Below are 22266 nucleotides of genomic sequence, written 5' to 3'. Positions count from 1 at the left end.
GGTGAATCCGTCGCTGGGCAGGTAGTCGGCATAGCGACGCGGCATGCCCTCCGCACCCAGCCAGTGCTGCACCAGGAAGGTGGTGTGGAAGCCGATGAAGGTGGTCCAGAAGTGCCACTTGCCGAGGCGCTCGTCCATCATGCGGCCGGTCATCTTCGGGAACCAGAAGTAGATACCGGCGTAGGTGGCGAACACGATGGTGCCGAAGAGCACGTAGTGGAAGTGCGCCACGACGAAGTACGAGTCGGTGACATGGAAGTCGAGCGGCGGGCTGGCCAGGATGACGCCGGACAGACCACCGAAGAGGAAGGTGACGATGAAGCCGATCGAGAACAGCATGGGCGTTTCGAAGGTCAGCTGCCCGCGCCACATGGTGCCGATCCAGTTGAAGAACTTCACGCCGGTCGGGACTGCGATCAGGAAGGTCATGAACGAGAAGTACGGCAGCAGCACCGCGCCGGTGGCGTACATGTGGTGCGCCCACACCGCGATCGACAGCGCCGCAATGCCCAGGGTCGCGTAGACCAGAGTGGTGTAACCGAAGATCGGCTTACGCGAGAAGACCGGGAAGATCTCGGACACGATGCCGAAGAACGGCAGCGCGATGATGTAGACCTCGGGGTGGCCGAAGAACCAGAACAGGTGCTGGTAGAGCAGGATGCCGCCGGTGGCCGGATCGTAGATGTGGCCGCCGAGGTGGCGGTCGTAGGCCAGGCCGAACAGCGCGGCGGTCAGCAGCGGGAAGGCAAGCAGCACCAGAACACTGGTGACGGCGATGTTCCAGGTGAAGATCGGCATCCGGAACATGGTCATACCCGGCGCGCGCAGGCAGACGACGGTGGTCAGCATGTTGACGCCACCGAGAATGGTGCCCAGACCGGAAACCGCCAGGCCCAGGATCCACAGGTCGGTGCCGACACCCGGCGAGTGCAGGATGTCGGTCAGCGGCACGTAGGCCGTCCAGCCGAAGTCCGCGGCACCACCGGGGGTGATGAAGCCCGCGGTCGCCATGGTCGCGCCGAATGCGTACAGCCAGTAGCTGAAGGCGTTCAGTCGCGGGAAGGCGACGTCGGGGGCGCCGATCTGCAGCGGCAGGATGATGTTGGCGAAGCCGAACACGATCGCGGTCGCGTAGAACAGCAGCATGATCGTGCCGTGCATGGTGAACAGCTGGTTGAACTGCTCGGGCGAGAGGAACTGCAGACCCGGGCGGGCCAGCTCACCACGCATCAGCAGGGCCATCAGACCACCGATGAGGAAGAACGCCATCGAGGTGGTCAGGTACATGACACCGAGGACCTTGGGGTCAGTGGTCGTGACCATCTTGACGATGAACGAGCCCTTCGGCCCGGTCCGAGCCGGATACGGCCGAGTCGCTTCCAACTGAGGGACTGGCTTTGGCTCTACGGCAGTCACTGATCCTCCTGAAAGGTGCCTTTAGGTCGCTCCGCAGGCTCCGCTGCTCGCATCCGTCCCACTACCGGGAGCAGACGAGGAGTTCGCTTGCGCTCCTGAGATCGTAAACCGTGCTGCCGCAGCATTCCGCACGGGTCCTACTCAGCGTCGTATTTCCCCGTTCGGGCGCCATTGCCTGCGCATCCGGCGACCATGAAATCGACATCGCCCGAGCCGCTGCATTCGCGTGACCTGCGAGCAGTCGCAACCGATGACTTTCCGGGGCGGCCGACGTCTCTACCGGTGACAGCGTTCCACCTGTGCTACCTCCAAGGAGACCGTTATGAGTACAGCATCGCGCAGCGATTCGATGAGGGGTGATGGTCGGGCGACGGGCGGGCCCGCACCGAAGATCGGCGACCCCTGCTGGGTCGATATCTATACCTCCGATCCCGATCGGGCCATCGATTTCTACGGCCAACTGTTCGGCTGGACCGCTGAGCGCGCGGGCGCAGAGTTCGGCGGCTATATCACCTTCCACAAGGACGGCAAGGCCGTCGCCGGCGGCATGGGCAAGACGGCCGACAGTGTCGAAGGCCCGGATCAATGGACCGTCTACCTCGCCTCGCCCGATGCCAAGGCCACCGCCGACGCGGCCGCCGCACGCGGCGGCGTGGTCGTGGTGCCGCCGATGGATGTCGGCGAACTCGGCGCGATGGCCGTGCTCGGCGATGTCGGCGGCGCGGGCGTCGGCATTTGGCAAGCGGGCCAATTCGCTGGTTTCGAAACCATCGGCACCGTCTCGGGCGGCACGTGGAGCGACCACGCGGGCAGCCCGTCCTGGTTCGAACTGCACACCCGCGACTACGAGGGTGCACTCGCCTTCTATCGCGAGGTGTTCGGCTGGAGCGATACCTTCACCATCTCCGACACCCCGGAGTTCCGCTACACCACCATTCACGCCACCACCCCGATGCTCGGCGGTGTCATGGACGCCTCCGCCTTCCTGCCCGAGGGCGTACCGGCTGGCTGGACCATCTACTTCGGCGCCGATGATGTCGACGCGGCGGTCGCCAAGGTCGTCGAACTGGGCGGTACGGTGCTGTCCCCGCCGCAGGATTCCCCCTACGGGCGATCGGCTCAGGTCGCCGACCCCACCGGTGCTCGCTTCAGCATCGGCGGCAACAGCAAATGAGCTAGGGCGACGGCGGCGCGGAATCACCTACCCGACAGTGGGATTCCGCGTGGTCGCGGCCGCATATCCGGAGGTGGTTGGCGCGCCGTGGTGGCCTCGCGTCCCGGGACCCGCGGCACCCGGTACCCTCACCCGCATGCCGGTGAGCGCCCTTGTTCGGACCCGAAACCGCACCGCTAGCGACTGCTTGCAGGTCGCTCGAAACTGCGCTGCCTCCCCTCGATACGGCACCGCCCGGCATCGCCGGCACCGGGGTACCGCGGTCGCCCTACTCTGCGCCGCGCTGCTCGTCGCGGGCTGCAGTCAGCAGGACGACGCCAGCTCGATCGTGCGCACCACGACGAATATCGCGGGTGCGGGCGTGGTCGGGCTCGACCGCGACACCTCGCAGGCGTGCCCGTTGCCGAGCGCGCCCGATCCGTCGAACGGCAAGACCCGCACCGTCACCCACGCCGCGGGTACCTCGGAGGTGCCCGCCGATCCGCAGCGGGTTGTGGTGCTGTCCACCTCGGCACTCGACGCCACCTGCGCGGTCGGCCTGTGGGAGCGCGTCGTCGGCGCGGTGCCGATCGACGGACCGCGCCCACAGCCCATGTATCTCGGTTACGGGGTGCTGAAGATTCCCGCGGTCGGTTCGGCCACACAGCCCGATCTCGGGCAGATCGCCGCCCTGCATCCCGATCTGATCATCGGCGATACTTCCGCTGGCGCTAGCGGTTTCGCCGCCCTGCAGGCGATCGCGCCTACCGTACTCGCCGATCCCGCCGGCGGCTGGCAGAGCGAATTCACCACGCTCGCAGCGGGTCTCGGCCGACGGGGGGCCGCGGCCACCGCACTGGACAACTACCGCGCGGAGGCTCGGGAAACGGGTAATGCGCTGGCCGCCAGCCAGAGTCAGGCCTCGGTGGTGCGCTTCACCGCCGACCAGATGCAGGTCCAGGGCAGTAACAGCTTCGCGGGCCAGGTGCTCGGCGACGTGGGCGTGCAGCGCCCGACTGCGCAGCGCGGCACCTCCTTCGATGTGACCGACAAAGACCTGATCAAGGTCGAGGGCGACATCATCTACGTCATCTTCGCCGGCGAGTCGGGCGAGCGGTACGGCAGGACGGTGCTGCGCGGCGATGCCTGGAAGGACCTCGGCGCCGCCACCGATAAGCGGGTGTTCGCGGTGGATGACACCGTCTGGCACGGTGACGGCCCGACGGCGGCCAGGGCCCTGCTCGCCGATCTGCGCGGCAGCCTCAACGGGTTCGTGACCGACTAATACGCACACCTTGGGTGGGGATTCACTCACCCTTGGAGTGCGCTGCTCAGCGCTTGGGTAGCTGTCGCCATCCCCTCCCGACAGCGAGATTAGAGAGGTACCGAGAGCGCCTACCTGCGAGGGGACACCCAATGAGCATCACACTGGTCGAATCGCCCGCCTACAACGTCATCCAGTTGCAGCCGCAGCTGCGGAACGCGGCCGAGCTCGATCAGTCTGCGGTCTCCACCGACTCCGGGGCACTGGCAGACGTCGAGATGGATCGCTGGGCGAACCGGCTGGCCCGAGTGCTGATCGCCCGTGGCGCCGCGGTGAATACGCGGATCGCGCTGGCAGTCGACCCGCAGATCGAAGCGACGGTCGCCGCCTCCGCCGTGGTGAAGCTCGGCGCGACTCCGGCAGCGATGGCCGAGGACGCGGTCCCCGGCGCCTACCTCGGTATCACCACCAAAGCCCGCCGTCCCGAGCTCACCGATGCCATCGACTGGCTGATCCTGGACGACCGCTCGACACTGCAGCGCTACCTGGTCAGCTCTGATGCGCCGATCACCGACGCCGATCGGCTGACCGTCCGGAAGTCCGCCTGACCTGCCATTTCGCCTGCGCGCCCGAACCAGCGAAGTTCGGGCGCGCTGCGGCGTGAACGACGCGCCGGGGGGGCGATAGCGCAACGAAACCACCTAGGGACCCGGGAACGCCGCCGATCGAACACAGTGTGATGAATACGCCTTCGGTCGGCCCGGCACCGGTCCAAAATGAACTTGCTACTACGCGACGGTCGGGACCAGCGGTGCACAACCGCGCCAGACGTCAGAACGCAGGTGTGCTTATGCAACAGCCATCGTCCTCGAACGGAAAAATAGGCACCGCACCGCCCGACAGCGCGTTCCCGCTGTCGGCGGCTCAGCGCGGCATCTGGTTCGCCCAGCACATCGCGGGCGATACGCCTATCTCGATCGCGCAGTACGTCGAACTGATCGGCGAACTCGATCTCGACACGCTCGCCGCGGCCGTCCAACAGACCGGGCACGAATTCGGGACCGGATATGTCCGGCTGATCGATGTCGAAGGGCAGCCGTACCAGTTCGTCGACACCACCATTGTCGACGAATTCACCCTGGTCGACCTGCGCGATGAGCCCGATCCCGAGGCGGCGGCACATGCCTGGATGCGCGCGGAGTATTCCGCGCCGCTGGATCTGACGCACGATCGATTGGTCGCGGTGGTCATGCTGCGGCTGGCCGATGACCGCTGGTTCTGGTACTCGCGCATGCACCACATCGTGCTGGACGGTATGGGTGCGCTCGCCCTGGTACAGCGCACCGGCGAGATCTACAACGCCGCCATCGAAGGCCGCGAGGCGCCGCCCGCCAAGGCCGAACCACTGCAGAAGATCGTCGACGCCGATCTGGCCTACCGCGGCTCGGACCGATTCGGCGCCGACCGCGAGTACTGGCGCGAGCATCTGGCCGGGATGGCCGACCCGGTCAATCTCGCGGGTCGCGAGGCCGATGTCGACCGGCCGCCGAGCCGGGTCTCGGGCGCACTGCCCACCGCGACGGCCGACTTGCTCGATACCGTGGCGAAGGCGGTGGGTTCGAACGCCGCGCCGACCATCGTCGCCGCCTTCGGCGCCTATCTCGCCGCGCTGACCGGTGCGCCCGAAGTGGTACTCAGCCTGCCGGTTTCGGGACGCACCACGGCGGCGCTGCGCCGCTCCGGCGGCATGGTCGCCAATGTCGTTCCGATGCGTCTGAAGCTGTCGCCGACCACCACGGTCGGTGACGTGATCCGGGCAGCGCAGAGTGAGCTGACCGGGGCGCTGCGCCGGCAGCGTTACCGGCAGGAGGACATCGTCCGTGATCTCGGCTGGTCGATGGACGAGGCGTCGTCGTTCGGTCCGGCCGTCAATTTGATGATGGTGGACACCAGGATTCAGCTCGGCTCGGTCACCGGACGACTGCACGTGCTGACATCCGGGTTGATCGATGACGTCTTCGTCAACCTGTATCCGGGCGTGGGCGGCGAGAGCACCCACATCGATCTGCAGGGCAACGGAAACCTGTACAGCACAGCCGAATTGGCGGCACACCACGCCCGGTTCCTGATGTTCCTGCACGCATTCCTCGCCGCCGGACCGGATGCGCCGCTGTATACCGTCCAAGTCGTCTCCCCGCAGGAGCAGGATCGGCTGGTGCCCGCGTGCGGACCCGAGGCGGTCGCGCCACGCACTCTCCCCGAAATCATCGCGGCCGGTGCTGCACTCGACCCGGAGGCGGTGGCGCTGCGCTGCGGCGATACCAGCATGACCTACCGTCAGGTCGACGAGTACACCAACCGCCTGGCCCGCGTGCTGATCGCGGCGGGCGCCGGACCCGAACGCACCGTGGCGATTTCGATTCCACGTTCGGCCGAATCCGTCCTCGCCACGCTCGCGGTGGCGAAATCCGGTGCGGCATTTGTCCCCATCGACCCGACCTATCCCGCCGACCGGATCGAGCATATGGTCGGGGACAGCGGGGTCGTTGCAGGCCTGACCGTGCACCCGGCGCGAAAGTCCCTGCCGGACCGCGTGCATTGGCTGCTGCTCGACGATGACGCGACGGCCGAAACGGTGCACGCGCAGAATTCGGCGGCGATCACCGATACCGAACGCCGCAGGCCGGTACACCTGGATCAGATCGCGTACATCATCTACACCTCCGGATCGACGGGACTACCCAAGGGCGTGCTGGTGTCGCATCGCGGCCTGGCGAATCTGGTCACCGGTTCCGGTGCCGGATTCGGCGTCACCGCCGATTCGGTAGTGGCACATGCGGTTTCGCCGAGTTTCGATATTTCCGTCGAGGAGATCCTGGTCACCCTCGCGGCAGGTGCGACGCTCGCCGTCGTGCCGCCGTCGGCGTATGCGGGCGAGGAGATGGCCGAAGTTCTGCGCGCGCATCGGGTCACCCATCTCAATGTCACCCCGACGGTGGTGGGATCCCTGGACCCGGCGACGCTGCCGGATCTGCACACGATCGTCGTTGGTGGTGACGCGTGTCCACCGGAGCTGGTGACCACCTGGTCCGGGCGGACGCTGTTGAACGGCTACGGGCCCACCGAAACCACCGTCACCGTGACCTTGAGCGGACCATTGCGCCCCGGCGGGCCGGTAACCATCGGCAGCATCGCGCTCGGCGTCACCGCTGTCGTGCTCGACCCGTGGTTGCGGCCGGTGGCCCGCGGCGCGGTCGGTGAGCTGTACCTGGGTGGCGCGGGCGTTGCGCGCGGCTATCACCAGCGCAATGGACTGACCGCCAGCCGTTTCGTCGCCAACCCGTACGCGCCGGGTGAGCGGATGTACCGCACCGGCGATCTGGTGCGGTGGACCGCAGACGACGAACTGGAGTACCAGGGCCGCAGCGATTTCCAGGTCAAGGTGCGCGGGTTCCGCATCGAACTCGGCGAGATCGATGCCGCGCTGCAACGGCAGCCCGATGTCGACTTCGCACTCACCATCGGTGCCGAGACCCCCGCCGGAGCGACCGCGCTGGTGGCATACGTGCTCGGCAAGCCCGGCACCGAGATTCACCCCGAGGCGCTGAAAGCCGCTGCCGGTGAGACGCTTCCGGCCTATATGGTCCCCTCGGTCATCATGGTGCTCGACAGCATTCCGCTGACACCGCTCGGCAAGGTGGACCGCAGGGCCCTGCCCACACCGGATTTCAGTGTCCGAACCGTTGTGAGCCGGGCGCCGTCGACGCCGCGTGAAGCGGCACTGGCCGACTTGTTCGCCGATGTCCTCGGACTCGATACGGTCGGTGTCGACGACAGCTTCTTCGCACTCGGCGGTGACAGCATCGTCTCCATCCAGCTGGTCTCGCGCGCGAAGGCTGCCGGGATCGGCTTCAGCGCACGAGATGTGTTCGAGCGCAAGACCGTTGCCGCGCTGGCCGCGATCGCGACCGACGTGCGCGCGCAGACGATCAGCGAGCTGCCCGGCGGCGGGGTCGGCACCGTGGAGCTCACGCCGATCGTGCACGCCATGGTGGAGCAGGGGCCGACCTGGAACCGCTTCGGTCAGGCCGTCTTGATCGGTCTCCCAGAGGGCTTCGGCCGCGACCAGCTCAGCGCCGCGGTCCAAGCGCTCATCGACCATCACGATGTGCTTCGCTCCACCCTGCGGCACACTGGGCAAGGCTGGGAATGGGTTGTCGCCGAGCGTGATTCGATAACTGTCGATGACCTGATCGAGGTGGTCGCGGCCGACGCGGACTCCGACGACAGCTACGAGCGCGAATTACAACAGGCCGCAGATCTGCTCGATCCCGAGGCGGGTGTCGTCGCACGTTTCGTGCTGATCGAACGGGCGGGGACCGATCCACGGTGCTGGCTGGTGCTGCACCATCTGGTCACCGACGGCGTCTCCTGGCGAATCCTGCTGCCGGACCTGGCGATCGCGGCGGCGGGCGGCGCACTCGTGCCGGTCGGCACCTCCTTCCGGCGGTGGGCACACGGTCAAGCGGAACAGGCGGCCGAGCGGGTGGCCGAACTGCCACTGTGGCAGCAGATGCTGGCCACTCCGGATCCGGTCATCGGCTCGGCGGCGCTGGATCCCGCGGTCGACGTCGTCGCCACCATGGGCCAGTGCCGGACCATCGTCGACCCGGATATCGCCAACACCGTACTGGCCACTCTGCCCGACCAATTCCATTGCGGCGCGGACGATGTGCTGCTCACCGGACTCGCGCTCGCGGTGAGCCGCTGGCGCGATCGCAATACCGCGCTGCTCACCCTGGAAGGCCACGGCCGCTCCGAGACGCTGCTGCCCGGCGCCGATATCGCCCGCACGGTCGGCTGGTTCACCAGCATCTACCCGGTGGCCATCGATGTGACCGGCATCGATCTCGACGACGCGTTCGCCGGTGGCAGCGCGGCGGGCACCGCGATCAAGAAGATCAAGGAACAGCTGCGCGCGGTGCCGGATAAGGGCATCGGCTACGGCATGCTGCGCTATCAGCATCCGGAGTCCGCCGCCGCCCTCGCGGACACGCCGATCCCGCAGCTCAGCTTCAACTACCTCGGCCGTGCGCTCACCGGCGGGCACGCGGGGGCGTGGCTGCCACAGCGTTTCGCGGCGACGCACAACGAGTCGGCGCCGCTGGCCGCGGTCGTCGATATCAATGCCGTGCTCACCGATGTCGGCCTGGAAGTCACCTGGGCCTATGCCTCGCGGCTGCTCGACGAGGCGGATGTCGGTCAACTGGCCGAGCTGTGGTCGCAGGCGCTGCGGGCGCTGGCGGCGCACGCCGGCTCGCCGGGCGCGGGCGGACGCACCCCGTCCGATTTCGACCTGGTCCCGGTGCAACAACAGCAGATCGAGAGCTGGGAGCGGGTCTACCCGAATCTCGCTGACGTCTGGCCGCTTTCGCCGCTGCAGTACGGTCTGCTCTTCCATGCGCTCTACGACACCGATACCGCCGACGGCTACACCGTCCAATCACTGCTCACGCTGGCGGGCACCGTCGATTCCGCCCGCCTGCGCAGTGCGGCACAGGCCTTGTTGGAACGGCATGAGAACCTGCGCGTCGCCTTCGTCGAAACCGACGACGGTCCGCGCCAGCTCGTGCTCGCCGATGCCGAAATCCGCTGGCACGATATCGATCTCACCGATATCACCGACGCCGACGAGCGCGACCGCGAAGTAGACCGCCTCATCGCGCTAGATGCCCGCACCCGATTCGAACTCGACCGCCCACCGCTGATCCGCTTCACCCTCATCCGGACCGCGGCCGATATCTATCGGCTGGTCATGACCAATCATCATCTGCTGCTGGACGGCTGGTCGACGCCGCTGCTGGTGCGCGAACTGCTCACGCTCTACGTCACGTCGGGCGACACCTCGGTACTGCCGCCCGCGCACTCGTACCGGGAGTTCCTGGCGTGGCTCGATGAGCAGGACAATGCGGCCTCGCTCGCGGCCTGGACGCAATCGCTGGCCGGTGTGGATACGCCGACGCGCGCGGTCCCGACACTGGCCGGGATCGAATCGACCGAGGCCGGAATGATCTCACGCGACCTGACCCGCGCCACGGTCGAGCGGCTGGAGACCACCGCACGCGAATCCGGCGCGACGGTGAATACGATGGTGCAGGCCGCCTGGGCAATGCTGCTGGCCATGTTGACCGGGCGCACCGATGTGGTGTTCGGCGGCACCGTATCCGGTAGGCCACCAGAGCTGCCCGGTGTGGAAGAGATGGTCGGGCTGTTCATCAATACGCTCCCGGTACGGGTCCAGCTCGATCCCGCGGAGAAGGTCGCCGACCTACTGACCCGCATCCAGGCCGAGCAAGCCCGCCTGCTGGACCATCAGCATGTGGGGCTGGCCGCCATCCACCGGGCCGTCGGCCTCGCCGAACTCTTCGACACACTCACCGTATTCGAGTCGTATCCGATCGATCGGGAGGCGCTGTCGCAGGCGCTCGATATCGCGGGTATGCGGGTGCTCGATGTCGAGGGCACCGATGCGACGCCCTACCCGTTGGGCCTCATGGTCATTCCGCTGCGCGGCGAAGACGGGCACGACACGCTGCAAATCAAACTGAAATTCATGGCCGACCAGCTCGATATCACGGCGGCCCAACCACTGCTGGATCGCTTCATCCGGCTACTGACCCAACTCGCCGACAGCCCGAATGCCCTGGTCTCCCAACTGCAATACTGCAACGACGCCGAACTGGCCACCCTGCTGCCGGTACGCGGCGCGGAATCGGTTCCGCCGCAGACACTTCCGGACATTCTCTCGGCGGGCGCGCGCATCGATCCCGATGCCATCGCGATCACGGCGGGCGACCTCACCATGAGCTATGGCGAACTCGATGCCTGGTCCAACCGCTTCGCCCGGGTACTGCTCGGCCGCGGCGTCGGCCGGGAGGTCTTCGTCATACTCGCACTTACCCGATCACTCGAATCCGTGGTGGCCGTCTGGGCGCTGGCCAAGTCCGGTGCGGCCTTCCTGCCGTTGGATCCGAGCTATCCGGTGGACCGGATCGAGCACATGCTCACCGATTCGAAGGCCCCGATCGGGGTGACCGTCACAGCGACCGGTGAGACACTGCCCGGCACCATCGACTGGCTGCTGCTCGACGATCTGAACACGATTCGACGGGTCATGCTCGTCTCCGACGCACCCATTACCGACGAAGAGCGCGGGGGCCCCATCAATATCGACCAGACCGCCTACCTGATCTACACCTCGGGCTCCACCGGTAAGCCCAAGGCGGTCCTGGTCAGCCATCGTGGCCTCGCGAATATGGCCACCGCAGAACAAGAGGCCCTCGAACTCGATCCCGCGATAAGTTCGCTGCAGGTCGCTTCGCCGAGTTTCGACGCATCGGTCATGGAGCTGCTGATAGCGCATTCGACGGGCGGCCGCCTGGTGGTAGCGCCACCGGATGTCTACGGCGGCAGCGATCTCGAACATTTGCTGCGCACCGAGCGGATCACCCACGCCGTGATCACGCCGTCAGCGCTGGCCACCATGGAACCGACCGATCTGGCCGACCTGCGGGTGCTCGGGGTCGGCGGCGAGGCCATTGCACCCGAACTGGTCGACCGGTGGGCGGTCGGGCGGCGGGTGGTGAATCTATACGGCCCCACCGAATTCAGCGTCTGCGCGACCAGCCCGGCCGAACTGCTGCCGGGGAAACCGGTCACCATCGGTAGCCCGATCCGCGGCGCGTCCAATCTGGTGCTCGATACCTGGCTGCGCCCGGTACCGGTGGGCATCGTGGGTGAGCTGTACCTGGCCGGTCCGGCGCTGGCGCGTGGTTACTTCAATCGGTTCGAGATGACCGCGGCGCGCTTCATCGCGAATCCGTATGGCGCGGCCGGGGAACGGATGTATCGAACCGGCGATATGGTCCGATGGGTCATCGGAGCCGACGACGCGCTGGAACTGGAGTACTTGGGCCGCAGCGACTTCCAGGTCAAGATCCGCGGATTGCGCATCGAACTCGGCGAGATCGATGCCGTGCTCTCCCGTGACGAACAGGTCGAATACGCGGTGACCATTGGCCAGCCCGGACCGGCCGGCGCGACCGTACTGGTCTCCTATGTACTGCCCACCGAGGGTACCGAATTGGACGCCGAGCGGCTGCGTGACCAGGTGGCGACCGAACTGCCCGGCTATATGGTGCCCAGCCATCTCGTCGTGCTCGACGAGATCCCGTTGACCCCGGTCGGCAAGCTGGATCGCAAAGCCCTTCCCGTGCCGGACTTCTCGGTCGCGCAACGGCCGTATCTCGCCCCGCGCACGCCCGTCGAACAGTCCGTTGCCGAGGTATTCGGCGATGTACTCGGCAGTGAACGGGTGAGCGTCGACCAGTCGTTCTTCGAACTCGGCGGCAACTCGCTCAGCGCCACCAAGGTTGTCGCACGGATCAATTCGACCCTCGGTTCGACCATCGCGCTGCGCGATCTGTTCGACGCACCCACCGTCGCCCAACTGTCCGCGCGGGTGATCCCGGCCACCGACGGCAAACCGGGCCGGTTCGCCCTCGCACCACGGATCAGGCCGGACCGAATTCCATTGTCACCGGCCCAGCAACGCATGTGGGTGCTCAATCGGCTGGATCCGACCTCATCGGCGTACAACATCGCGGTCGCGCTGCGGCTCACCGGCCACCTGGATATCGACGCGATGCGCCGGGCGATGGCCGATGTGATCGGCCGGCACGAGAGTTTGCGCACGCTGTATCCCGTCGACGCCGAGGGGCCACGTCAGGTGGTGGTCGGCGTGGAGGTGGCCGCGCCGACCATGCCAGTGCTCGAAGCCGAAGACGGCGCACGGCTGCGTGCTCGGATCAATGAGCTGGCCGGCACCGGATTCGATCTCGCCATCGAGCCGCCGGTGCGGGTCGGGCTGTTCCGGATCGTGGATCCGAGTTTTTCCGCCAGCGACGCGGCGGAGCACTCCTCCGGCATCACACCGGTCGGCTCGACCCCGCCCGCTGGCGTCCCAGGGGTGTCATCGAGTCCGTCCTCGGGCCTGGCTCCGGTGTCCTCGAGCTACACCGCGACGGATGCCTCGGTCGCGGTTTCCACTGGTGACGTGCACGTCGTTGTGCTCGTCGTACACCACATCAGCGCCGATGGCGCATCGATGGCGCCACTGGCCGCCGATCTGGTCACCGCCTACTCCGAGCGGGTCAGCGGGGCCGAGACCGCCAGGGTGCCGCTCACGGTGCAATACGCCGATTTCGCCCTCTGGCATCGGGAACTGCTCGGCAGCGAGTCCGATCCGGAATCGCTGGCGGCACGACAGATCCGCTTCTGGACCGACACCCTCGCCGGTGCGCCGGATCTGCTGGAGCTGCCCGCCGACCGCCCGCGCCCGGCCGTGCAATCGATGCGCAGCTCCGACGTCGATTTCACGCTCGACGCGACATTGCACAGCGCCATTGTCGAATTCGCGGCCGCGAACAATGTCAGCGTATTCATGGTCGTACACGCCGCGCTCGCGGTGCTGCTCGCGCGGCTCGGCGGCACCGACGACGTGGTGATCGGAACGCCGGTCGCCGGTCGCGGTGCGCAAGCACTCGATGACCTCGTCGGCATGTTCGTCAATACGCTCGCGCTGCGCACCCCGGTCGATCCGGGGACCGGGTTCCGGCAGTTCCTGGCCACCGTGCGGGCCACGGATCTGGATGCGTTCGGCAATACCGATGTGCCCTTCGAGCGACTCGTCCAGGTGCTCAACCCCACCCGATCGACCGCACACCACCCGATATTCCAGGTGTCGCTGTCACTGCAGAATTTCGTCGAACCGGTTCTGGAACTGCCCGGATTGCGGTTCGAGGTCGAGGATTTCGATCGCGGTGCCTCACAGTTCGACCTGACCCTCGATTTGCGTGAACGCTTCGGCGCCGACGGACCGGCCGGTGTCAACGGCGTAATGACATATGCGACAGACCTTTTCGACGCGAGCACGATGGCGACCTTCGCCGCGCGATGGCGTCGCATACTCGCCGCGGTCGTCTCGGATATCGATGTGCGTCTGGCCGATATCGATATCCTCGACGAATCCGAGCGCGCACAGCTGGTTCCGGTGTGCGGCCCGGCAACCGCGGGAACGACGACGCTGGCCGAGGCACTCGCCGCATCCGCCACGTCGTACCCGGACCGCCCGGCAGTGGTCGCCGACGGTCGAACGACGACCTACCGGGAGCTCGATACCCGGTCGAACCAGCTGGCCCGACTCCTGCTAGAGGCGGACACCGGCCCGGAAACCGTAGTGGCACTCGGTCTCCCGCGCTCTGCGGAACTGCTCACCGGCATATGGGCCGCCGCGAAGGTCGGCGCGGCCTTCCTACCGGTCGATCCGAAACATCCGGTGGACCGCATCGATCACATGCTCACGGATTCGGGTGCGCGGGTCGGGCTCACCCTTTCCGCCTATCGGTCCCTGCTGCCCGACAGCACCGAGTGGCTCGTCCTCGACGACACCGCATTCAGCACACGCCAGCAGGCGGCAAGTGCGGCGGCCCTGTCGACGAATTCGATCCGGCCCGATAGTCCGGCCTGGATGATCTACACCTCCGGATCGACCGGAACACCGAAGGGCGTCTCCGTCTCCCATCGCGGTATCGCCGATCTCATTGCCGCACAGCGGGAATCACTCGGTGTCGACGCGGACTCCCGGGTATTGCAGGTGGCCTCACCGAGTTTCGACGCATCGGTGTTCGAGGCGCTGATGGCCTTCGGGCCCGGTGGCGCGGCCGTGGTCGCACCGCCGGAGGTGTTCGGCGGCAGCCCACTCGCCGAACTGATCGCCGCCGAACGGGTCACGCATATGGTGATCACGCCGTCGGCCTTGGCCACGATCGATCCCGCCGAGGTATCGAGTGTGCGGGTGCTCGCGGTGGCGGGCGAGGCGGTCGGTGCCGAACTCGTCGAGCGCTGGTGCACCGACCGGACCATGGTGAACCTGTACGGTCCGACCGAATCCACCATCTGGGCAACGGGTTCCGCGGCACTGGTCGCGGGCACACCGGTCACCATCGGTGCGCCCATTCGCGGCGCCGCCGCACTGGTCCTCGACGACCGGCTGCGCCCGGTGCCCGTCGGCGTCGCGGGCGAGTTGTACCTCGCCGGACCCGCACTGGCCCGCTGCTATCACGCCCGGCCGAGCCTGACCGCGTCGCGATTCATCGCCAACCCCTTCGGTGGTCCCGGCGAACTCATGTACCGCACCGGCGATCTGGTGCGCTGGGCCCGCACCACGGGGCAGGCCTTGGAACTGGAGTACATCGGCCGCACCGACTTCCAGGTCAAGGTGCGCGGTCAGCGCATCGAACTGGGTGAGATCGACGCGGTGCTCGGCCACGCGGACGGGGTCGACTTCGCCGTGACGCTCGGCGTTCCCGGCCCCACCGGATCGACCGCGCTGGCGGCATACCTCGTCCGCAAGCCCGGTGCCGAACTCGATATCGCGCAGGTGCGCGCGGTCGCCGCAGATGCCCTGCCCGCGTACATGGTGCCCGCCGCCTTCGTCGTACTGGACGCCATCCCACTCAACGCCGTCGGCAAACTCGACCGAAAGGCCCTGCCGGAACCCGAATTCGTCGTCAAGGAGACCGAATACCGCGCCCCCTCGACCGCGACCGAAGAGATCCTGGCGCAGATCTACGCCGAACTCCTCGACCGCGCCAAGGTCGGCGTCGATGATTCGTTCTTCGCGCTCGGCGGTGACAGCATTCTCGCGATCAAGCTGGTATCCCGTGCGAAGCTGCGCGGCATCCAGTGCACGCCGCTGCAGGTTTTCGAGCATCGGACCGTGGCCGCGCTGGCCGCCGCCGTCGACGCCGCGGGCGTGCTCGTCCCGCTCGAGGAGCTGCCCGGCGGCGGTATCGGTGAAATGCCGCTCACCCCGAATATGCGCTATCTGGTCGAGCGCGGCGGTAACTTCGACCGCTGCGCGCAGGCCACGGTGCTGGAACTTCCGGTCGGCATCGAACGCAGCCAACTGGTCGCCACCCTCACCGCCGTGGTCGACCGGCACGACATGCTGCGCTCACGGCTGTGGCAGGCCGAGGACGGCTGGCAGCTACAAGTGGACGCGCCCGGGTCGGTCGACGTCGACGCGCTGGTGCACCGCATCGAATTCGATACCGCCGCCGACTCGCTCGATCTGCGCGAATACGCCGTGACCGAATTGGCTGCCGCGGCGGACCGGCTCTCCCCAGCGAATGGCGTTGTGCTGCAATGTGTCTGGCTTGATCCGGTCGGTGACGCCGGGGCGAGGACGAGATCGGGCCGATTGCTCATCGTGGCGCACCGGATTGCCATCGACACCCCGTCGTGGCGAATTCTGGTGCAGGACTTGATCGCCGCATGGGCACAGGTGTCGGTCGGGAATACTCCGGTGCTGGCCGAGACCGGTACGTCGATGCGCCGGTGGTCGCATGCCCTCGTCGAGGACGCGCATACCGACCGTCGCATCGCCGAACTCGACCATTGGCACCGCGTGCTCACCGGTCCCGATCCGCTGGTCGGTGCCCGCGAACTCGATCCGGCGATCGATCGGGCACACACACTGCGCACGGTCGAACTCGAGGTCTCCGACGAAGTGACCGACGCGCTGCTCACCACCCTGCCTCGGCTACTGCACGGCACCGGCACCGATACCTTGCTCACCACACTGGCCCTGGCACTGAATCGCTGGCGCGCACGCCAGCATGTCGACGAGCCGACGGCCTTGCTGCGCCTGGCAGCCGATGGCCGACCAGTTCGCGCGATCCCGGGCGCCGACCTCGGCCGCACGCTGGGCTGGGTCGCCCCTATCTATCCGGTGCGGCTGGATCTGACCGAGATCGATATCGATGACGCCTGCGCGGGTGGCGCGGCCATGGGCGCGGCGCTGCGCGCGATCAAACATCAGCTACTCGTGGTGCCGGACACAGGCATCGGCTTCGGCGAGCTGCGCTACCTCAATGACGCTGCGGCAGAAGGGCTTCCGCCCCGTCTGCCGGGCCGGATCGGCTTCGAATATCTGGGGCGGCATTCGACTGGCGACATTCCAGCCGGACTCGAGGGGCTCGGCTGGTCGCCCACCGACGAATTCGGTGAACTGCGCGCCGATGAGCACCCCGACGTCCCGGTCACGTCCGCGATCGATGTGACCGCCGTCGTCATCGACGATCGGTTGCACGCGAATCTCCGCTTCCCCGCAACACTCCTGGACCGCGCCGAGGTCGCCGAACTGGCCGCCCTGTGGTCCGGTGCGCTCACTGCGGCAGCCCATTTCGTGCAGACCCCCGCGGCACAGCAGGCCGCCGCGGACGAAACGGCCGCCTTGGCGGCACAGGCCGCGGCGCGCGAAACCGCAACCGCGCCAGCCGGACTCGGCCTCGGTGTACTCCTGCCGATCCGGCTCGGTGGCACCGATCCCGCTCTATTCTGCATCCACTCCTCCTCCGGAATGTCATGGAGCTACCTTGGATTCGCGGAGCGGCTGCGACCGGGACGCCCGATCTATGGTCTGCAAGCACCGGATCTCGGTGGTGAGCCGTCGGCGCGCTCCATCGAGGAGTCCGCCGACCGCTACATTCGCGAAATCCGCGCCGTCCAGCCGACCGGACCGTACCACCTGCTCGGCTGGTCCTTCGGCGGTCTCATCGCCCATGCGATGGCAGCGAAGCTGCAGGCGGCGGGTGAAAGCGTCGGCGTTGTTGCGCTATTGGACACCGATCACGCCGATATCGACAGCGACTCCATCGAACGGCTCTCGGCGGGCGCGTTCGTCAATACCTTCGGCTCGATCTTCGGTATCGACGACGTCCCCGCCGAGGCGACCGCGCAGGAGGCGGCCGACCTGATCGAGGCCCGACTCGGTATGGAGTTCATCGATGCCGAGATCATCGAGCGAATGGCCAATTCTTACAACGCATCCGCGCGCACCCGCACCGGATACCGCCGTCCGGTCTACGACGGCGACCTGGTGTATTTCAGCGCCACCGTCGACACCTCCGATATGGTCGGCCCGGATGGTTGGCGTCCCTATGCCACCGGCCGCGTCGTCAACCACGATATCGACGTCACCCACAATGAACTGACCTCACCCCAGGCGCTCGCGATCATCGCACGCGTTCTGGACGACCATTTGACAGCCACCACCACCGATTGAACTTCGTATTCGAATCAACCGAATTATCGGCGGTCGCCAGGAATTAGGATCAGTGCCTTGTGCCGTCCGCTACGACCGACGGACGTCACTCGACGCCCGCGGTGATCTGAAGAACCCACTCACAGCGCCCCCGACCCGTACTCGACGGATCGGGGGGCGACGCGAAATCTATTGCGCTGCTGGGGATCCGAGCTCGCGCGCCAGTGCCCAGATAATCAACACATCGATGGCGATGATCACCAGCGACCAGAATGGATACATCGGCGCGAACAGGAAGTTGTCCATCAGGCTGATCGAGGCCATCACGATACCCCCCCAATAACCCCAGGTCTGTCCGGACACTATGCCGATGCCGGCAACAATGATCAGCACCGCGATCACCAGATGGACCCATCCCCACACCGAGACGTTCACTTGGAAGACCTGGTCTTCGGTCAATACGAACAAGTCGCGCTTCGCGATCGCGGCGATGGCGGCCATCAGATGCAGCAAACCGGCGATCAGGATCAGAACGCCCGCGAAAATCGTCATGTCATTGAGCGCGGGTCCGGTCTTGGCCGGGCCGGGACTGGTCATAACACACACTCCTTCCGAAACGCGTGGTAATCAACCGCCACAAACTAACCCGCGACACGCCAGGAGCGAGGGATCACCTCGGCGGGTCACTTGCTGAGACTGACCTCCGGTTCGGGAGCCGCGGCAATGCGCGGCCGAGCCAGCGCGCTCGGCCACCAGATCCGATCACCGATATCCAATGTCAGCGCGGTGACCAGGATCGAACGCACGATCACCGTATCGAGCAGCACACCGACGGCGATGACAATGCCCATCTCGGCAAAGGTCACCACCGGCATGGTCGCGAACACCGCGAAGGTGCCAGCCAGCACCAGCCCGGCCGAGGTGATCACCCCGCCGGTGGCGGCAAGGCCGATGAGCGCACCCGCCTTGGTGCGATGCTTGGCCGCCTCCTCGTGCACCCGCGACATCAGGAAGATGTTGTAGTCGATGCCGAGCGCCACCAGGAAGACGAAGGTCAGCAGCGGCAGGCCGGCATCGGCGCCCTTGAATTCGGCCAGATCGAAGATCCAGTGACTCAGCCCGAGCGCGGCGAGGTAGGACAGCACCACCGTCGCGGTGAGCAGAATCGGTGCGAGCACCGCGCGCAGCAGCACCATCAGGATCACCATCACGATGGCGAGCACAACCGGCACGATCACCCGATTATCGTGTGCCACAGCGTGTTTGATATCGAGCACAACCGCCGTCTGCCCGCCGACCTTGGACGCGGGATCAACCGCGTGCACCGCGGCACGCACCCGGTCGATGGTCGCGTCGGCGGCGCGACTGTCCGGCGGATCCGAGAGCGTGCCCTCCAGATAGACCAGATCGCCCTTGATGATCGGCCGCGACGGCGCGGTAATGCCGGGCGTCGATCCCAGCGCCGATGCGACGGCATCGGCACGCGCGGCGGAGGCGATGACCATGACCGGCGTGCCGGTGCCCGCGTCGAAATGCCGTTCCAGCACTTCGGTTCCGGTGACCGCAGCGGAGGACCCGACGAACGCATCCTTGTTCGCGATCCCGTTCGACTCCAACCCGATGGCGCCGAACGCGACTGCGCCGAGCGCCAGTGCGGTGCCGATCCAGACCGTGCGCGGCCGCCGGGCGATCGCGAATCCGACACGCGCCCAGATACCGGATTCGGTCTCGTTGACGGTGCCGAAGTTCGGGTGGCGCGGCCAGAAGATCCACCGGTCGACGATCACCAGGAGCGCGGGCAGCAGCGTCAACATCGCCAGCAGTGCGACCGCGATGCCAATCGCACACACCGGACCGATGCCCTTGGTCGAATTCATCTCCGCCACCAGCAGAGCCAGCATCGAGACCATCACTGTGCAACCACTCGCCAGTACCGCTGGCCCGGCCCGGTGCAGTGCGACGGCCATGGCCTCGTGCTTATCGGGATGGCGGCGCAGTTCCTCGCGATAGCGGGCCACCAGCAGCAGCGCATAGTCGGTACCCGCGCCGAATACGAGCACGGTCAGAATGGCCTGGCTCTGCGCGTTGACCGTCAATCCCAACTTGGTCGCGCCGAATACCGCGGCCTGCGAAATCACCAGCGCGAAGGCGACGGTGATCAGCGGCAACGCCCACAGCATCGGACCATAGGTGGCCAGCAGGATGACGATAACGACCGCGGCGGCGGAGTACAGCAGCAATCCATCGATACTCGCGAACACCTTGCCGAATTCGGCGGCGTAACCCGCCGGTCCGGTGGCGTAGAAGGACAATCCGTCGGGTCGCTCGACCGCCGCGTCATTGATGGCGCCGACCACGCTGGTCAGGCGGCTCCAGCCGTCGGCCCCCATCGAGATCGGCACCAGAATCTCCAGTGCCTGACCGTCCTGCGACGGAATCGGGCCAAGCAGCTTATCGGCCACCACATGCTCGACCTGCCGGAACCGGGTGGCGTCGGCGCCGACCGCGAGCCGGTCGGCGTCGGTGATTCCACTGGGGCGCTCGTACACCAGTACCACCGGAACCTGGTCGCTATTGCCGAATTTCTCGGCCAGCTTGTACGCCTGCGTGGATTCGGCGCTGTCCGGCAGCCAGGTGACGTTGTCGTTCTGCTGTGCGCCGGTGAGCTTTCCGGCGAAGGTGCCGAGTGCGAGCAGTGCGATGATCCAGACGCCGAGCACCACCCATTTGCTCCGGCGGCCGCTCGGCACGCGCGCGAGTCTGCCGAGCAAATCGGTCATATCCGGATCGGTCGGTGCGGACATCGGGGCCCCCTCGGTCACCACCCTGATCGTTGTTAGCAACCTGCAAGCGGGCGCTAGCGGCTGGCACCGATGCTACTGCCGGGTTCTGACATCCGCGAGCGAAAATGTGATGCTGCGCCCACTCCGCGGGCCAGCCGACCAGGTCCGGTCCACAATGGAATTTCCTCAGCGACGACAGCAATCTCGGTGCTGACAGCGGACCACGTTGTCCCTTACGGTGCCGGCCCACGAAAGGCCGATCGGCAAACCATGGGCGACCACAATGGCAGCAGCGGTATCGATGCGCGGATTTCGCGCAACGTGCCGCACAATGGGTGCCGCACGCGGTGGTCACCGGCGTTTCTGCGCCATAGCGATAACCGCCGCTGCGACACAAGGTGTTGTGCTACATGGACTTGTCACCCCCAAGGAGTAGTGTTCAGGGGTAGGCAATTCCGTGACGGCAGCGTGCTCGGGAAGGGTGTGGAGGCAGGATGAAACTGATCGATCGGGTGTCGGCCATCAACTGGAATCGGGTGCCCGACGAGAAGGATGCCGAGGTCTGGGATCGTCTGACCGGCAACTTCTGGCTGCCCGAGAAGGTGCCGGTCTCCAACGATATTCCGTCGTGGAACACCCTCACTGCCGACGAGAAGCAATTGACCATGCGGGTCTTCACCGGCCTGACGCTGCTGGACACGATTCAGGGCACGGTCGGCGCGGTCAGCCTGATTCCGGATGCCGTGACGCCGCACGAGGAGGCGGTGCTCACCAATATCGCGTTCATGGAGTCGGTGCACGCCAAGAGCTACAGCTCGATCTTCTCCACCCTGTGCTCCACCCGCGAGATCGATGACGCGTTCCGCTGGTCGGAGGAGAACCGAAACCTGCAGCGCAAGGCCGAGATCGTCCTCGAGTACTACCGCGGTGACGATCCGCTCAAGCGCAAGGTGGCCTCCACCCTGCTGGAGAGCTTCCTGTTCTACTCCGGCTTCTACCTGCCGATGTACTGGTCCTCGCGGGCCAAGCTCACCAACACCGCCGACCTGATCCGGCTGATCATCCGCGACGAGGCGGTGCACGGGTACTACATCGGCTACAAGTACCAGAAGGGTCTGGAGCTGCTCAGCCAGGCCGAACGCGACGACCTCAAGAACTACACCTTCGAGCTGCTTTTCGAGCTCTACGACAATGAGGTCGAATACACCCAGGACCTCTACGACGAGGTCGGCCTCACCGAGGACGTCAAGAAGTTCCTGCGCTACAACGCCAACAAGGCCCTGATGAACCTGGGCTACGAGGGCCTGTTCCCCAAGGACGAAACCGACGTCAACCCCGCCATTCTCTCGGCCCTGTCCCCCAACGCCGACGAGAACCACGACTTCTTCTCCGGCTCCGGCTCCAGCTATGTCATCGGCAAGGCCGTCAATACCGAAGACGAAGACTGGGAGTTCTGACACGGCTGTGCCATGAAATCCGGCTC

8 protein-coding genes are annotated in these 22266 nt (G+C 66.4%); 5 read left to right on the top strand and 3 right to left on the bottom strand.

Annotated elements, in window-relative coordinates; all coding sequences use genetic code 11:
- Nucleotides 1-1416: cbb3-type cytochrome c oxidase subunit I (locus ABZ293_RS40735; RefSeq protein WP_354960507.1), on the bottom strand; the 1416-nt coding region annotated here is incomplete at its 3' end.
- A gap of 322 nt (nucleotides 1417-1738) precedes the next feature.
- Between ABZ293_RS40735 and ABZ293_RS40730 the strand changes: the two genes are divergently transcribed.
- The 4 genes from ABZ293_RS40730 to ABZ293_RS40715 all read left to right on the top strand — a co-directional run bounded on the left by ABZ293_RS40730 (nucleotide 1739) and on the right by ABZ293_RS40715 (nucleotide 18021).
- The gene (locus ABZ293_RS40730) at nucleotides 1739-2590 is read left to right on the top strand and encodes a VOC family protein (RefSeq protein WP_355189687.1); all 852 of its coding nucleotides are present in this window, start codon (nucleotides 1739-1741) and stop codon (nucleotides 2588-2590) included.
- 136 nt (nucleotides 2591-2726) lie between these two features.
- On the top strand, nucleotides 2727-3854 hold the full coding sequence (locus ABZ293_RS40725; RefSeq protein WP_355189686.1) for an iron-siderophore ABC transporter substrate-binding protein: 1128 nt from the start codon (nucleotides 2727-2729) through the stop codon (nucleotides 3852-3854).
- Between the two features lie 131 nt (nucleotides 3855-3985).
- Complete coding sequence (locus tag ABZ293_RS40720) at nucleotides 3986-4441, top strand: hypothetical protein (protein ID WP_355189685.1); 456 nt, start codon at nucleotides 3986-3988, stop codon at nucleotides 4439-4441.
- Nucleotides 4442-4683: 242 nt separating this feature from the next.
- Complete coding sequence (locus ABZ293_RS40715) at nucleotides 4684-18021, top strand: amino acid adenylation domain-containing protein (RefSeq protein ID WP_355189684.1); 13338 nt, start codon at nucleotides 4684-4686, stop codon at nucleotides 18019-18021.
- A gap of 168 nt (nucleotides 18022-18189) precedes the next feature.
- On the opposite strand, the gene ABZ293_RS40710 is transcribed toward ABZ293_RS40715, so the two are convergent.
- Both ABZ293_RS40710 and ABZ293_RS40705 read right to left on the bottom strand, forming a co-directional pair.
- Nucleotides 18190-18552: a hypothetical protein gene (locus tag ABZ293_RS40710; RefSeq protein ID WP_355189683.1), complete on the bottom strand. Its 363-nt coding sequence runs from the start codon at nucleotides 18550-18552 to the stop codon at nucleotides 18190-18192.
- 131 nt (nucleotides 18553-18683) lie between these two features.
- On the bottom strand, nucleotides 18684-20804 hold the full coding sequence (locus ABZ293_RS40705) for an MMPL family transporter (RefSeq protein ID WP_355189682.1): 2121 nt from the start codon (nucleotides 20802-20804) through the stop codon (nucleotides 18684-18686).
- Nucleotides 20805-21277: 473 nt separating this feature from the next.
- Here ABZ293_RS40705 and nrdF point away from each other — a divergent pair, with 473 nt between their 5' ends.
- On the top strand, nucleotides 21278-22240 hold the full coding sequence (nrdF, locus tag ABZ293_RS40700; protein ID WP_355189681.1) for a class 1b ribonucleoside-diphosphate reductase subunit beta: 963 nt from the start codon (nucleotides 21278-21280) through the stop codon (nucleotides 22238-22240).
- Nucleotides 22241-22266: the final 26 nt, after the last annotated feature.

The sequence above is a fragment of the Nocardia sp. NPDC005998 genome (assembly GCF_040614395.1).
Lineage (GTDB): Bacteria > Actinomycetota > Actinomycetes > Mycobacteriales > Mycobacteriaceae > Nocardia.
Note: the sequence above shows the minus strand (reverse complement) of the source record. Positions and strands in the feature narration are given on the sequence as shown.